The following is a 13619-nucleotide window of genomic DNA, read 5'->3' as shown; positions in this document are numbered from 1 at the left end:
CGGCTAGTATAGCCACGCGTTTTTCCACCTCTTTTCCGGTCGTCCATCGACGCCCGACGGCGCTTCCGCCCGCGGAATCGACGCTCGGCGCGGCGGGCGCCGGTTCCGCGTGAACGACCCGCCCGGTCCTGCGAACGTGACCCGACCCCTCCTGATCCTCGAGACCGGCCAGCCGGCCGCGTCCATGCGCCGCCACGGCGGCTTCCCGCACTGGATCCGCGTCGCCGCCGGCCTGCCGCGCGACGGCGCGGTGGTGGTCGACGTCGAAGGCGGCGCGCCGCTGCCGCGCCGCGAAGGCTTCGCCGGGGCGATCGTCACCGGCTCGGGCGCGATGGTCACAGACCGCGCCGACTGGAGCGAGGCGAGCGCGGGCTGGCTGCGCGACGCCGCGCAGGCGGGGCTGCCGCTGTTCGGCATCTGCTACGGCCACCAGCTGATCGCGCACGCGCTCGGCGGCGAAGTGGGCTGGCATCCCGAAGGCCGCGAGATGGGCACCGTCGAGATCGAGCTGCATCCGTCCGCCGGCGATGATCCACTGTTCGGCGGGCTGCCTCCGCGCTTCGCCGCGCAGGCCACGCACCTGCAGTCGGTGCTGCGCGCGCCGGACGGGGCCACCGTGCTCGCGAAGTCCGACCACGACGCCTGCCATGCCTACCGCTGGGGCGAGCGGGTCTGGGGCGTGCAGTTCCATCCCGAGTTCAGCACCACGCACATGCGCGGCTACGTGCGCGCCCGCGGCGATGCGCTGCGCGGCGAGGGCCGCTGCCCGGACGCCACCGAGGCGAGCGTGAGCGCCACGCCACACGCGCGACGCGTGCTGCGGCGCTTCGTGCGCCTGGCGCGTGGGGGTGCGGCATGAACGTGCGTCGCGTTCCCGCCGCCCGCGGGCTCGACTGGATGAAGGCGGCGGTGAACATCGGCGCGCGCCGGCCGCGTGCGGTGTTCGGCGCCGCGGCGCTGTTCCTCGTCACGCTCTACCTGCTGTCGGTACTCGCGGTGCTGCCGATCGCGGCGCGCGTGCAGGGCCGCACCGAGCTCGCGCTCGACGAGCTCGTCGCCGCTGCCATCTCGATGTTCGTCGTGCTGACGCTGGCGCTGCCGGTGCTGCTCGCGGGGCTCGTGCGCGTGATGCACGAGGCCGAATCGGGGCAGGACGCGCGCGCGCGCCATCTCTTCAGCGCGTTCTTCCAGGGGCATTCACGAGCGCTCGTCGCGCTCGGGCTGCTGCAGATCGTCGCGAACCTCGGCTTCGCCGCGCTGGTCGTGGCGGTCGCCGGGCAGGACTACTGGCAGGAAAGCCTGAAGGCGGCGCAGGGCGCGATGAGCGGGCGGGTGATCACCCCGCCGATCCCGGACCATCCGGGCCTGATGGTGCTGCTGCAGGCGCTGCAGTTCGTCTTCAACTACTTCAGCGTGGCGCTGATGCTGCTGTGCGTGCCGCTCGTGATGCTCTCGGGCACCGGCCTCGTCGACGCGATCCGCCTCGGCTTCCGGGCGTCGGTGGTGAACCTCGGGGCGAACCTGCTGGCCTCGCTCGTCTTCATCGTCGGCTTCGTCGTGGCCGCGGTCGTGGTCGGCATCGTCACCGCGATCGTCGCGGGCATCGCCGCGCTCGTGCATCCGGCGCTGGCCGCGGCGATCGCGGTGCTGGTCTGGGCGGCGTTCGGCATCGGCGTGCTGGTCGTGCTGGTCGCCTCGAGCTACTACGCCTGGCGCGACATGTTCGCGCCGGCCGACGGCGCGGATGCGTCCCCGGCACCCGCGGCGATCACCCAGTTCGAGGCCTGATCAGGCCGTGGGCTGCGGCCGGGGCTTGAGCCAGCCGGCCGCCACGATGCCGAGCTCGTAGAGCAGGCACATCGGGATCGCCAGCATCAGCTGGCTGACGACATCCGGCGGCGTGATCACCGCGGCGAGCACGAAGATGCCGACCACCGCATAGCCGCGGCCCTCGCGCAGCTGCGCGGGCGTGACCCAACCGAGCAGGGTCAGGATCACCAGCGCCACGGGGAGCTCGAAGCTCGCACCGAAGGCGAGGAAGATCACCATCACGAAGTCGAGGTAGTTGCCGAGGTCCGGCATCTGCGTCACGACGTCCGGCGTGAACTCGGCGAGGAAGCCGAACACCGAAGGCAGCACGAGGAAGTAGGCGAAGGCGCAGCCGGCGTAGAACAGCAGCACCGCCGACGCCAGCAGCGGCAGCGCGGTGCGCTTCTCGTGGCGGTACAGGCCCGGCGCGACGAAGGCCCAGGCCTGGTAGAGCAGCCACGGCGCCGACAGGAAGAGTGCGGCCATGAAGGCCAGCTTCATCGGCACGAAGAACCCGCCCGCGACCTGGTTGGCCACGAGCTGCCCGCCGGGGCGGATCGTCGCGATCAGCGGCGTCGCCAGGCGCGCGTACAACTCGTGCGCGAACGGCACCAGCGCGCCGAACACGAGCAGCACGCCGACCACCGCGCGCAGCAGCCGCGCGCGCAGCTCGATCAGGTGGTCGAGCAGGCGCGGCGCGTCGTCGCGCGGCGGCGGCGCGTCAATCGACATCGCGGCGCGCTCCGGTGGGATGCGCGGCATCGAAGGCCGCGTCGTCGATGCGCGCGCCGGCCTCGCGCAGCGCGTCGTCGACTGCGGCCGACCCGTCGGCGACGTGCGGCGGCGCGCTGTCGTGCAGCGCGTACGCATCGTCGTCGGAGGCGTCGTGGAGCGGGAGGGCGCGGTCCCCGGCGTCGTGCAGCGGCGGCGTGCCGTCCGCCGCGTCCTGCCGGGCGGCGCCGGCGTTGCCAACCGGGGTGATCGACGACGACGGCCCGCGCATCGCCTGCGTTTCGACGTCACGCATCTGCGCGCGCAGGCGCTTGCCGTCGCGCTGCAGGGCCGCCTGCGCCTCGCGCAGTTCCTCCTGCGCGCGATGCAGCGAGCGGCGCATGTCCTCGTCGGCGAGTTCGCTCTCCAGCTCCGACTTCACCGCATACCACTGCGCGCGCGCGCGCCGCACCCACAGGCCGGCGAAGCGCGCGGCCTTGGGCAGGCGCTCGGGCCCCAACACGAGCAGCGCGACGACCGCCGTCAGGAACAGCTCGGAAAAGCCGATGTCGAACATGGACGCCCGCGATCAGCGGCGGTCGCTGTCGCTCGGCTCGCGCTCGGCCTGCGTGCGGGTCTCCTCGGTGCTGCGCTCGTCGCGCAGGCGCGCGGCCTCGTCGTCGCCGATGCCCTTCTTGAAGCCCTTGACCGCCTCGCCGAGGTCCTGGCCCACGTTCTTCAGGCGCTTGGTGCCGAAGACCAGGACCACCACGACCAGCACGATCAGCCAGTGCCAGAGACTCATCCCGCCCATGGGCGCGCCTGCTTCGAGAAAGGAGACGCGCAGGATACCGCAGCACCCATGACCGTTTAGGGAAGCGGTTCGGACTTCACCGCGGCCGGGGCGTCCTGCACCGGCTGCGCGGCAGGCGTGTCGATCGCCGCGGTGGTGGTCGTCGTCGCCGGTGCCGGCGCGGGGGCCGACACGCTCGCGACGACCGGCGCGGGCGGCGTGCCGCCGCGCTCGGCGCGCGCGGCGGCGCTGGCTTCCTCGAGCGCATCGCGGAAATCGACCAGCGCGCTCGAGGGCTGCGCGTTCGCGCGGCCCTCGAAGATCATCCGCGGGGTGGTGTCGCGGCCGTAGGCGGCCTCGTTGGCGGCGTCGTCGATCGACAGCACCGCACCGTCCAGCGCGATGCCGGCGAACAGGCCGCGCGCGCGCGACCATGACCAGATCTCGGCCTTGAGCTGGCCGTCGGTGGCGGTGGCGGCGGTGCGACCGACCGGGCCGGCGGCGACGCCCGCGTCGGCACCGAGGGTGACCTTGCCGTTGACGATCGAATCGAGCCCGCGATCGGAGCGGAACACCAGCACGATGTCCGCCGACTGCACGCCGGCCTGCAGGCCGAGGCTGCCGCCGGTGAGCTTGACGAAGCTCGGCGCCGACCAGGTGCCGTCGGGGTTCTTCACCGACAGCAGCCCGTGGCCGCGGCGGCCGCCGACGACGAGCCCGATCTTCAGCGCGTCGGGCACCACGACGATCGCGCGTGCCTCGTCGAGGAGCTTCTCGGGGATCGCCGACTCCGGGATCTTCTGGATCTCGCGCATCACCCGCAGCGCGTTCTGCGCGCGTGCATCCTCGGTGGGGCCGGCGAGGGCGGGCGTGGCCACGGCGAGGCTCAGGGCGAGGGCGAGGCCGGCGAGTCGGGGGAGACGGTCCATGGTCGGTTCCGGTGAGCGGGGATTCAGGCTAGTGATGCCGCGATGAATACCACTGCAACCGCATCGGTGCACCGATGCGATGCAGTGCCGCGCGGGCGGCCGGCGGGCCGCGCTGTCATGCTAGGGCGATGACCGACGCCGCCCCGCCCCGCACCGCCGTCGTGCTGGTGAACCTCGGCACGCCCGACGCGCCCACGCCGTCCGCCGTGCGCCGCTACCTGGCCGAATTCCTGCACGACCATCGCGTGGTCGACCTGACCCGCTGGCTGTGGTGCCCGCTGCTGCACTTCGTGATCCTCCCGGTGCGCGGCGGGCCGGTCGCGAAGAAATACGCATCCATCTGGCTGGACGGGCCCGACGGCGGCTCGCCGCTCGCCGTCTACACGCGGCGGCTGGCGCGTGCGGTGCAGGCCGAACTGCCGGAGGCGACGGTGGTCGACGCGATGCGCTACGGGCAGCCGTCCCTGCGGGGCGTGCTCGAGCGTCTCGCGACGGAGGGCTTCGAGCGCGTGCTGGTGCTTCCGCTGTATCCGCAGTACTCGACGTCGACGACGGCGTCGGTCGCCGACGTGCTCGCGCGGTTCCCGCGCGTGCCTGCGCGGATGGTCGACGACTACCACCTCGATCCCGCCTGGATCGCCGCCGTCGCCGACAGCATCCGCGCGGTGCGGCCCGACGGCGATGCCGGACGCCACCTGCTGTTCTCCTATCACGGCCTGCCCGAGCGCTTCATCCGCCGGGGCGATCCGTACCAGCGCCAGTGCGAGGCGTCCTCGCGCGCGATCGTCGACGCGCTCGGGCTGCCGGAGGATGCGTGGACGCTCGCCTACCAGTCGCAGTTCGGCAAGGAGAAGTGGATCGGGCCGTCCACGCAGGCCACGCTGCAGGCCCTTGCGGCGCGCGGCATCCGCGATGTCGACGTGGTCGCGCCGGGCTTCGCGGTCGACTGCCTGGAGACGCTCGAGGAGGTCGGCGAGATGCTCGCCCACGAGTTCGCCGCCGCCGGTGGCCGCATGCGCTACATCCCCTGCCTCAACGATTCGCCCGCGCATGCACGGGTGCTCGCCGACCTCGCGCGCCGCGAGCTCGCGCGCGCCGGCTGACATGCGCGAGATCCACCTCGACACGCCGTTCGGCCGGCTCGCGGGCCTGCGTTCGGGCCACGGCCGGCCGGTGCTCGCGCTGCACGGCTGGCTCGACAATGCCGCGAGCTTCGTGCCGATCGCGCCGCACCTGCCGGGTCTGGACCTGGTCGCGCTCGACCTGCCGGGCCATGGCGCGAGCGCGCACCTGCCTGCCGCCGCCGACTACACGCAGGTGCTCGCCGCGCGCGCGGTGCTCGCCACGGCCGATGCGCTGGGGTGGACGCGCTTTTCGCTGCTCGGGCATTCGATGGGCGGCGCGGTCGCGACGTTCGTCGCCGCCGCTGCCCCGGCGCGTATCGAGCGGCTGGCGCTGATCGAGGCCCTCGGCGGCCTGGTCGAGGCCGAGGACGCCACCGCACGGCGCCTGCGCGAGGCCTTCGCGCTGCTGCAGGCCGAGCCGGCAGGCACCCGTCGGCGCCGCTTCCCCGACATCGCGACCGCGGTGCGCGCGCGCCTGCAGGCCGGCGGGCTCGAGGAGGCGGCCGCACGGCTCATCGTCGAGCGCGGGATCGCGCCGGCCGACGACGGCAGTGGCCTGACCTGGCGCAGCGATCCCCGCCTGACCCGCCCGACCGCGGTGCGCATGACCGAGGGGCAGATGCGCGACGTCATCGCATCGATCGAATGCCCGGTGCGGCTGGTGCATGCGGTGCCGGACTTCGCCTACTTCCCCGGCAAGGTGCGCGATGCGCGCGCGGCCTGCCTGCGCGATGCCCGTGTCGTCGGCCTCGACGGCGGGCATCACCTGCACATGGAGCGCCCGGAGGCGGTGGCGTCGGTGATCGGGCCGTTCCTCGCGGCGCAGGACTAGCCGATGGCCGACGCCGGTGCTTCACGCGCCGTCGGCAGGGGCCTCAGAAGGTGACCGGCACGCGCACCATCAGGCTGGTGTCCGGGGTGTCGCGGGTGACGCCGACGCCCAACGAGACATTGAGGCTCATGCGGTCGCTCAGCCGGTAGGAGCCGCCGAGCAGCAGCGTTCCCAGCTGCACGCGCACCGCGCCGGGCAGGGGCTGGCCGTTGGATTCGGTGCGCCCGATCAGCGAATGGTCGTAGCCGATGCTGATCGCCGCCTTCTCGTTGAGCGCGAGGCCCATGCCGAGGTTGAAGCCGACGATGTCCCCGGCCTTGATATTGCCGATCGGGTCGGTGGTCGTCTGCGGATTCGGCTCCGGCGCGCCGGTGAGCACCGTGCGCGAGACGTTGTTGCGCTCGAAGTTGTGCAGGTAGCTGAGCGTGCCGAAGAAGACCACCGGATCGGACGCGAACAGCCAGGTCACGCCGGCCTGCAGCGCCTCGAAGCCGCTTCCCGTGGGCAGCTCGAGCGGCAGGCCGGTGCCGGTGGCGTTGGCGACGCAGCGCGTCACGCAGTCGGTGACCACCTCGAACGGGTCCTTGCCGGTGCGCGACTTGTAGCGCAGCCAGCCGACATAGAAGGGCTTGTCGATGCCGCCGCGGTTGAGCTGGTAGCGCGCGGTGACCTCGACGTCGCCGAGGCCCTTGCCGCTCGCGTTGAAGACCTTGTCCTGCGCGGAACCGGTGAAGATCTCCCGGCTCACGGTGTCGGAATTGAGGTGCACGTAGGGCACGCGCGCCTCGAGCTCCATGCGGTTGGTCAAGCCATAGCGGCCGGCCAGGCTGACGGTCGTGCTGGTCGTCTTGACCTGCCGCACGTCGATCAGGCCGATCAGGATCGCGGGAATCACCGTGTAGCCGACCAGCGCGACGCGATCGGTCGACGAGTAGCCCAGTTGGACGGAGGGCTCGAGCACGAAGCGGCCGGGCGGCGTGAGCACGCCGGGCTGCTGGAAGATCTGCGCCACCTGCGGGCGGATCCGCTCCTCGGGGGCCTGCCCGACCGGCTGCTGTGCATCCTGCGCACCGGCCGCGGCGCTGGCCGCCTGCATCGTGGTGGCGGGCAGCGCGCCCGGCGCGGCGCCGACGGCGCCGGCCGACGAGGGCAGCATCGCGCCGGCGACCGGCGTCGGGCCGAGCGCGACGGGCGCGGCGGACGAGGTGGCGCCCTGGCCGCGCAGGTCGTCGAGGCGTTCGGCCTGGAGGGCCTCGCGCAGCGCGCCGACTTCGCGTTCCTGGGCCGCGAGGGTCTCGCGCATGCTCTCGAGCTGCGCGGCCTGTTGCTGGACGAGCTTCTCGAGCTGGTCGAGTCGGCTCGCCTCGTCGGCCTGCACGGGCCCGGCCAGCGCGAGCGCGATCGCGGCGGCGAGGGCGAGCCTCGGGGTCCACCGGCTCATCGATGTCCTCTCATTGCGTCCCTCTCCTGAGGCGTCAAAGCCCGGCGCCCGGGCCCACGACGGCGTTGCCGATGGCGGTGTTGAGCTGGGTGTCCCGATACAGCTGGAGCGTATTCAGGCTGACGTCGAGTGAAGTCCGTGCGGAGATCGCCTGGCCGTCGACCGCGTTCTGGATCACCAGGCCGGCGGTGCCGCCGGAGATCGCGGTGCCCGCACCGATCTGCACCACCTGCGTGTCGCGCAGGCTCGCGAGCGCCTGCGCCTGCTCGGCGGTGAGCCGCGCAAGGTCCGGCACGTGCAGCCGCGTCGAGGTGACGACGTCGCCGTTGACGCTCACCACGCGCTCGATGCCGAAGGAGACGGTGAACCCCGAAGGCGCCACGAAGCCGCCGCGGAGCCTGTCCAGGCGCGCGGCATCGACCGGCTGCCATTCGGCACCGAGGGGGGCGGCCGTCGCCGGCATGGCGATCGCGCCGAAGACCAGCGCGGCGAGAACGAGGTGGAACAGGCGGGTGATGCGACTCATCAGATGTCTCCCGGCCCGCGACGCGGCATGACCACGTTCTGCAGGCCCTGGCGGGAAATGCCCGCATGCAGCGGCGCCGGCGGCGCGGTGCGCCAGTCGCGCGCGGCGTTGAACTGCGCCACGTCGCGGCGGTTGTGCACGACGAACAGCACGCGGTTGTCCCACAGCGTCTCGAACTTCTCGCGCGACATCGCGCGCGTGCCGCGCGCCGGGTCACCGAGCAGCACGCGCCCGTCCTGCAGGCCCTTGACCACCACGAAATGGCGGTAGCCGCGGTCGTTGAGCAGGACGATCGCCGGCAGACCCTCCTCGATGAGCTTCTCGAGCGGAAGCTCGAAGCCATCGGCCTGGTAGCCGAGCGAGGCGAGGTAGCGGCGCATGTCCAGCAGGGAGAAGCCTTCCTTGCGGATCTTGGCCTGGTCGCCGGTGGCGTACATGGCCTTGAACACCTCGGCCTCGGTCACCGGATGGCCGAAGTGATACGTCAGCAGGGTCGCCGTCGCCGCCGAGCCGCAGCTGAAGTCGTAGCGTTGCGGCACGGTGGTGCGGTAGCGCGCTTCCTTGAGGCTGGTCACCCGCAGCGCGTACGTGGCGCCCCCCGGCGCCCGCACGTCGAGCGAGCCGGCCTGGACCGGCAGCGCGAGGGCGCAGGCGAGCACGGTGGCGAGCCGCAGCCTCACGGCGTGGGCGCCACGAATTGCACGTTGACGATCGTGCTGTTCTGGATGAGCACGTTGCTGCCGCTGTTCTGGATCACGGTGGAGATGCCGGCCGAATTGCCGAACGATCCGCCGGCGACCAGGTTGCCGCCGCCGATCACGTTCGAGGCGGTATTGCCGTCGACGCGGCCGTCGAGGTCGGACGTGTTGATCGTGGTCGAGACATTGCCGTCGCCGCCACGCATGTCGGCGAGCCGGTCGACGGACACCGCGCTGCCGAAGGCGGCCGGCGCCTCGGCCGGTTCGGGGGCCGCCGCGGGCGCCGACACCGGGAACAGGTCGAGGACGGCCCCATCGGCCGGGGCCGTGGGATCGAAGCCGTCCGCGGCGGCCGTGGAGGCCAGCGCGAACGGGAGGAGGAGCACTGCCGCGAACCGCGCGGCATGGACGTAGATCGCACGCATGGGACGTCTCCTGCTGAAAACCGTACCGCCGGACGGATCCGGCGGACGAGGCGGGCGCCCCGGGAGGGACGCCCGCACCGGACGCGTCATGCACCGCAGCGCGAGGCCACGGTGCACGGGTCCGTGATCAGCCGCCGCCGCCCACGTTGAGGTTGGCCTGCACGGTGACGCCCTGCTGGATCAGCGAGGACGCGCCGGTGTTCTGGCCGGTGACCATGATGCCCGCCGCGGCGTTGGCCGAGCCGTTCATCTGGTTGGAGGCGTCGAAGCTGCCGGCATCGGCCGAGCTCACGCCACCGGTGCCACCCGCGCCGCCGTCGCTGCCCATCGCATCGCCGTCGCCATTGGCGAAGCCGCCGTAGCCATCGCCGCCGTTGCCGGCGCCCGCGTTGCCGCCGCCGGCCACGTTGCCGAACGCGCCGACCGAGTTGCCCGAGACGGCGCCCGCGAGTGCCGTCGTCGCAACGGCGGTGCTGGTGTTGAACGAGCCGCTGGTCGTCTGCGACGCCGTACCGCCGTTGTTGGCCGCCACGCCCATGTTGTCGGCGCCGGCCGCGCTGTTGTCGGAGTTGTCGGAGTTGTCCGAATTGTCGCTGTTGTCGGAGTTGTCGTTGCCCGAGTCCGCGATGTTCAGCGAGTTATCCGAGTTGTCGTTGTAGGAATCGTTCGTCGAGTTGTCGGAGTTGTCGTTGCCCGAGTCGGCGATGTCGATCGAATTGTCGGAATTGTCGGAGTTGTCGTTGTAGGAGTCGTTCGTGGAGCTGTCGTTGCCCGAGTCGGCGATGTCGATCGAATTGTCGGAGCTGTCGTTGTACGAGTCGTTGGTCGAATTGTCCGAGTTGTCGTTCATCGAATCGGTCACGTTCAGCGAGTTGTCGTTGTACGAACCGTCGGCGGAGGCGTCGTTGTAGGAGTCGTTGACCGAATTGTTGTCGTTCGCGGCAAGCGCCGGGCCGGCGAGGCCGAGGGCGAGGACGATGGCGGTGGTGATGACGCTGGGACGCATGCGCATGGGGGATCTCCTGGAGGGGGTCGAAGCGAATCTGGGGAAGGAGTGCGCCTAAATGAGACGCAACGCACACTTCGCAGGCTTCGTGCCAACTGCCGACGGACGGTCGGACAGGACCGCCGCGCATGAACATCCGCCATCCGCGCGCCCGATACGGCCGCTCGTGTTCAGGTTCTGGCCGGGAATGTGGAGAAAAGTCTTCGCACGGGTGCGAAAAAATTACCCGCGGAAAAACCTGCGGCTTGGCGCGCGGACTTTATGCGGGGCGGTCGTCACGCAGCCCGCACACGGCGGGGCGCCGCGTCTCAAACGGCCGCGCGCCCTTTCGGATCGCAGAGCAGGCGCAGCCGCGCCTTGAGCGGGCGGCCCCGGGATCGCAGCAGGTCGCGCTGCGCCTCCCAGCCGGGGAACCGCGCCTCCACCTCGTCCCAGAACGCGCCCGAATGGTTGGGCTGCAGCAGGTGGCAGAGCTCGTGGACGAGCACGTACTCGAAGGCGGCCGGCGGGGCCAGCACCAGGGCGAGGTCGAGCCGCATGCGGTCGTCGGGGGCGAGCGAGCCCCAGAGGGACGTCAGCGGCCGGATGCTGATCGCACGCGGCCCGCGGGGCAGGCCCGGGAGGTACTTCGGCAGCCAGCGGCCGACGTCCGCTCTCGCCTGGGCGAGGTAGAAGTCGGCGAGGGCCTTGCGGACCGCCGTGTCGGGCGCCGCGGATGGCCGGCTGATCGTGATGCCCTCGGCGCCGCCCTCGACCCGCAGGAAGCGGCCTTCGCGCCAGTCCACCGCCACCTCGTCGCCATGCAGCGGCAGCGTCGCCGTCGCCCCGGGCACCAGCGGCGCACTGTCGCCGAACGTGTGGTGCAGCTGGCCCGCGAGCCAGGCCGCGTGCTCGTGCACGAAGGCGAGCGCGCGGCGGTCGCTGGTGCGGGGCGGGCAGGTCAGGCGGATGCCGCGCTCGGTGACCGTGAGTCGCAGCCCGCGCACCCGTGCATGGTGGACGCGCAGCACGTCGACGATCCGCCCGTCCGGCAGCGTGGCCTGCAGGGTCGCCTGCCGCGGCACGGCCGGCGCGGCGATGCGCGGCGGGCGCGCGCGGAAGAACATCGGCCGGTCAGCCCTCGACCTTCGACAGCTTCAGCGCGGGCTCCAGCACGGTGAACAGCCGGCGCAGCTCGTGGCTCATCAGCGCGAAGCGGGCCTCGAGCTCGGCGCGCAGGTCCTCGCGCTCGGTGTTCTCCAGCGTGTCGACTGCGCCGTCGAGCAGCTTGAACTTGCGGATGACGAGGTCCTCGCCGAGCACGAAGCTCACGTGGTCGTCGAGCGTGAGCGCCAGCCGGGTGACCTGCTTTCCGCTCGACAGGTGCTTGTCGATCTCGGCGTTCTTCTCGAGCTCCATGCGCTGGCACTTCACCACCGCGCCCTGGTCGAGCGCATCGCGCAGCTCGCATTCGTCGCCCATCGACAGGCCGTCCGGCAGGGCCTCGCCCGCGAGCCAGGCCGTGAGCACCGATCGCGGCGCGACCTCGGCATTGAGCGGCAGCGCGGGGAAGCTGCCGAGCGCCTTGCGGATCTCGCTCACCACGTTCTCGCCGGACTTCTTGCTGGACGTATCGATCGCGACGATGCCCTGCTTCATGTCGAGGATCGCGTCGGTGCGCGTGGGCCGCACGAAGGCGCGCGGCAGCAGCTCGGTGATCAGCTCGTCCTTCAGGCGCTTGCGCGTGCGACCGCCCGGACGGCGGCCTTCCTTCTGCTCGATGTCGTCGAGCTTCTTCTGCAGCAGGTCGTTGACCACCGCCCCGGGCAGCAGGCGGTCCTCACCGCCGACGGCGAGCCAGTAGGCGTCGTCGAGCATGTGCTTGAGGCCCTCGGTGTCGCGGCCGAAGGGGGAGATGAAGCCGCGGGTGGAGAGCTCCATCGGGCCGACCGGGCGCAGGGCGCATTCGGCGAGGCCGGCGTCGAACGCGTCGAGCTGGAGGGAGGTGGGGAAGCGGAAGAGGGTGAGGTTGCGGAAGAACATTCGGGCTGGATTCTCGATTCGTGGATCCGACGCGCGCGTCGCGCCGCCGGTGATTCTTGAGGAGCGTTCGTGCGCTGGCGCGCCCGAGTCACTTTTCTTTGCAGCTTCGAAGAAAAGTGACCAAAAGAAGGCAGCGTCCCGGACGGATCTACAGCCCGCGATCGGTCACGACTGCGCGGATCGCCACACTCGACCTCCTGCCTCGGGTGGCGACGGCGCGCGTCCTGCGCGCCGCCCTTCGGGTCTTCCGTTGAGGCTCGGCATTGCGGCCGAACAGCGCGACCGAAGCCCATGCGTACTTCGCCGGTCGACGTGCGATCGATGCGCCGTCGCCCGCCGCATCCGGGCGTCGGTCACTCCGCCTCGTCGTCCGGACGTCCTCCCAGCCAGGCATGCGCATCCGGCAGAGGTGCATCGCCGCGCGCGCCGAGCGAGAGGAAATCGAACAGCTTCGGATCGCTCAGCTGCGATGGACGGATGTCGCCGAGCGCGCGCGCGATGGTCTCGATGCGGCCGGGTGACTCGCGCTCCCAGGCATCCATCATCCGCTTGACTTGCTTGCGCTGCAGGTTCTCCTGCGAGCCGCAGAGGTTGCAGGGGATGATCGGGAACGCCTTGGCGGCAGCGTATTCGGCAATGTCGTCTTCCTTGACGTAGGCCAGTGGGCGGATCACCACGTGCTTGCCGTCGTCCGACTGCAGCTTCGGCGGCATGCCGGAAAGCTTCGCGTGGAAGAACAGGTTGAGGAAGAAGGTGGCGACGAGGTCGTCGCGATGATGGCCGAGCGCGATCTTGGTGAAGCCCTCGGCTTCCGCGTACGTGTACAGCGCGCCGCGACGCAGCCGCGAGCAGAGCGAGCACATCGTCTTGCCTTCCGGCACGACGCGCGTGACGACCGAATACGTGTCCTGCTCGAGGATCTTGTACGCCACCCCGATCGACTCGAGGTAGGCCGGCAGGACGTGCTCGGGGAAGTCGGGCTGCTTCTGGTCGAGGTTCACCGCGACCAGCTCGAAGCGCACCGGCGCCTTCTTCTGCAGCTGCAGAAGGATGTCCAGCATCGTGTAGCTGTCCTTGCCGCCGGACAGGCAGACCATCACCTTGTCGCCGTCCTCGATCATGCCGAAGTCGGCGATCGCGCGGCCGACCTGGTGGCGCAGGCGCTTGGCGAGCTTGTTCGCCTCGTGCGCGGCGCGCCGGGCGCGCGGCGGCAGCGGCTCGGGCAGGGGAATGACGGCGGAGGATGCGGCGGTGCTCATCCGGCCATTCTACGGAAGGTCGGTCGCGGCACCTGAGCCGGTTC

At 71.4% G+C, this 13619-nt stretch carries 15 protein-coding genes and 1 pseudogene; 4 read left to right on the top strand and 12 right to left on the bottom strand.

Annotation, left to right across the window (positions count from 1 at the left end):
* The first annotated feature begins 136 nt into the window (after positions 1 to 136).
* Both ACYVJJ_RS03605 and ACYVJJ_RS03600 read left to right on the top strand, forming a co-directional pair.
* A complete protein-coding gene (locus tag ACYVJJ_RS03605) occupies positions 137 to 859 on the top strand; it encodes a glutamine amidotransferase (protein ID WP_460831169.1) in 723 nt (240 codons plus the stop codon).
* On the top strand, positions 856 to 1788 hold the full coding sequence (locus tag ACYVJJ_RS03600) for a hypothetical protein (RefSeq protein WP_460831167.1): 933 nt from the start codon (positions 856 to 858) through the stop codon (positions 1786 to 1788). Before ACYVJJ_RS03605 ends, ACYVJJ_RS03600 begins: the two co-directional genes overlap by 4 nt.
* Here the strand turns inward: ACYVJJ_RS03600 and tatC are convergent, their stop codons facing one another.
* The 4 genes and pseudogenes from tatC to ACYVJJ_RS03580 all read right to left on the bottom strand — a co-directional run.
* Positions 1789 to 2541, bottom strand: a complete 753-nt coding sequence (gene tatC / locus ACYVJJ_RS03595) for a twin-arginine translocase subunit TatC (RefSeq protein ID WP_460831166.1) — start codon at positions 2539 to 2541, stop codon at positions 1789 to 1791.
* Positions 2531 to 3097, bottom strand: coding sequence for a Sec-independent protein translocase protein TatB (gene tatB / locus ACYVJJ_RS03590; protein WP_460831164.1), 567 nt, complete (start codon positions 3095 to 3097; stop codon positions 2531 to 2533). The genes tatC and tatB overlap by 11 nt, the downstream gene beginning before the upstream one ends.
* A gap of 12 nt (positions 3098 to 3109) precedes the next feature.
* Positions 3110 to 3334: a Sec-independent protein translocase subunit TatA gene (tatA, locus tag ACYVJJ_RS03585; RefSeq protein ID WP_460831213.1), complete on the bottom strand. Its 225-nt coding sequence runs from the start codon at positions 3332 to 3334 to the stop codon at positions 3110 to 3112.
* Between the two features lie 48 nt (positions 3335 to 3382).
* Positions 3383 to 4242 (bottom strand): annotated as a pseudogene (locus tag ACYVJJ_RS03580) (lipid-binding SYLF domain-containing protein); the annotation flags it as partial.
* A 128-nt stretch (positions 4243 to 4370) separates the two neighbouring features.
* Between ACYVJJ_RS03580 and hemH the strand changes: the two are divergent.
* Together hemH and ACYVJJ_RS03570 are read left to right on the top strand one after the other, a co-directional pair.
* Complete coding sequence (gene hemH, locus ACYVJJ_RS03575; protein WP_460831162.1) at positions 4371 to 5345, top strand: ferrochelatase; 975 nt, start codon at positions 4371 to 4373, stop codon at positions 5343 to 5345.
* Position 5346: 1 nt separating this feature from the next.
* Complete coding sequence (locus tag ACYVJJ_RS03570; protein WP_460831161.1) at positions 5347 to 6198, top strand: alpha/beta fold hydrolase; 852 nt, start codon at positions 5347 to 5349, stop codon at positions 6196 to 6198.
* A gap of 43 nt (positions 6199 to 6241) precedes the next feature.
* Here the strand turns inward: ACYVJJ_RS03570 and ACYVJJ_RS03565 are convergent, their stop codons facing one another.
* The 8 genes from ACYVJJ_RS03565 to ttcA form a co-directional block, all read right to left on the bottom strand.
* Positions 6242 to 7639 (bottom strand): acetate kinase, encoded by a 1398-nt coding sequence (locus ACYVJJ_RS03565; RefSeq protein ID WP_460831160.1) that lies wholly within the window; start codon positions 7637 to 7639, stop codon positions 6242 to 6244.
* A 34-nt stretch (positions 7640 to 7673) separates the two neighbouring features.
* Positions 7674 to 8165: a hypothetical protein gene (locus ACYVJJ_RS03560; protein ID WP_460831158.1), complete on the bottom strand. Its 492-nt coding sequence runs from the start codon at positions 8163 to 8165 to the stop codon at positions 7674 to 7676.
* Positions 8165 to 8845, bottom strand: a complete 681-nt coding sequence (locus tag ACYVJJ_RS03555; protein ID WP_460831156.1) for a C39 family peptidase — start codon at positions 8843 to 8845, stop codon at positions 8165 to 8167. The genes ACYVJJ_RS03560 and ACYVJJ_RS03555 overlap by 1 nt, the downstream gene beginning before the upstream one ends.
* Positions 8842 to 9288, bottom strand: a complete 447-nt coding sequence (locus ACYVJJ_RS03550; protein ID WP_460831155.1) for a hypothetical protein — start codon at positions 9286 to 9288, stop codon at positions 8842 to 8844. The genes ACYVJJ_RS03555 and ACYVJJ_RS03550 overlap by 4 nt, the downstream gene beginning before the upstream one ends.
* A 127-nt stretch (positions 9289 to 9415) precedes the next feature.
* Complete coding sequence (locus ACYVJJ_RS03545) at positions 9416 to 10300, bottom strand: hypothetical protein (RefSeq protein ID WP_460831153.1); 885 nt, start codon at positions 10298 to 10300, stop codon at positions 9416 to 9418.
* Positions 10301 to 10602: 302 nt separating this feature from the next.
* Entirely contained in the window at positions 10603 to 11400 is a 798-nt protein-coding gene (locus tag ACYVJJ_RS03540) for a M48 family metallopeptidase (RefSeq protein WP_460831151.1), read from the bottom strand.
* A 7-nt stretch (positions 11401 to 11407) separates the two neighbouring features.
* Entirely contained in the window at positions 11408 to 12316 is a 909-nt protein-coding gene (locus ACYVJJ_RS03535; protein WP_460831150.1) for a recombination-associated protein RdgC, read from the bottom strand.
* Between the two features lie 353 nt (positions 12317 to 12669).
* Positions 12670 to 13575 carry a tRNA 2-thiocytidine(32) synthetase TtcA gene (ttcA, locus tag ACYVJJ_RS03530; RefSeq protein ID WP_460831148.1) on the bottom strand — a complete coding sequence of 302 codons (906 nt, stop codon included), beginning with the start codon at positions 13573 to 13575 and terminating at the stop codon, positions 12670 to 12672.
* Between the last annotated feature and the right edge of the window lie 44 nt (positions 13576 to 13619).

Source organism: Lysobacter humi (ex Lee et al. 2017) (genome assembly GCF_054781815.1).
This window is presented reverse-complemented; position numbering and strand designations above follow the sequence as displayed.

Bases quoted from the DNA above. Each gene is read 5' to 3' on its own strand.
- ACYVJJ_RS03600 (WP_460831167.1), top strand. From the start codon at position 856: ATGAACGTGCGTCGCGTTCCCGCCGCCCGCGGGCTCGACTGGATGAAG.
- tatC (WP_460831166.1), bottom strand. From the start codon at position 2,541: ATGTCGATTGACGCGCCGCCGCCGCGCGACGACGCGCCGCGCCTGCTC.
- tatB (WP_460831164.1), bottom strand. From the start codon at position 3,097: ATGTTCGACATCGGCTTTTCCGAGCTGTTCCTGACGGCGGTCGTCGCG.
- tatA (WP_460831213.1), bottom strand. From the start codon at position 3,334: ATGGGCGGGATGAGTCTCTGGCACTGGCTGATCGTGCTGGTCGTGGTG.
- hemH (WP_460831162.1), top strand. From the start codon at position 4,371: ATGACCGACGCCGCCCCGCCCCGCACCGCCGTCGTGCTGGTGAACCTC.
- ACYVJJ_RS03570 (WP_460831161.1), top strand. From the start codon at position 5,347: ATGCGCGAGATCCACCTCGACACGCCGTTCGGCCGGCTCGCGGGCCTG.
- ACYVJJ_RS03565 (WP_460831160.1), bottom strand. From the start codon at position 7,639: ATGAGCCGGTGGACCCCGAGGCTCGCCCTCGCCGCCGCGATCGCGCTC.
- ACYVJJ_RS03560 (WP_460831158.1), bottom strand. From the start codon at position 8,165: ATGAGTCGCATCACCCGCCTGTTCCACCTCGTTCTCGCCGCGCTGGTC.
- ACYVJJ_RS03550 (WP_460831155.1), bottom strand. From the start codon at position 9,288: ATGCGTGCGATCTACGTCCATGCCGCGCGGTTCGCGGCAGTGCTCCTC.
- ACYVJJ_RS03545 (WP_460831153.1), bottom strand. From the start codon at position 10,300: ATGCGCATGCGTCCCAGCGTCATCACCACCGCCATCGTCCTCGCCCTC.
- ACYVJJ_RS03540 (WP_460831151.1), bottom strand. From the start codon at position 11,400: ATGTTCTTCCGCGCGCGCCCGCCGCGCATCGCCGCGCCGGCCGTGCCG.
- ACYVJJ_RS03535 (WP_460831150.1), bottom strand. From the start codon at position 12,316: ATGTTCTTCCGCAACCTCACCCTCTTCCGCTTCCCCACCTCCCTCCAG.
- ttcA (WP_460831148.1), bottom strand. From the start codon at position 13,575: ATGAGCACCGCCGCATCCTCCGCCGTCATTCCCCTGCCCGAGCCGCTG.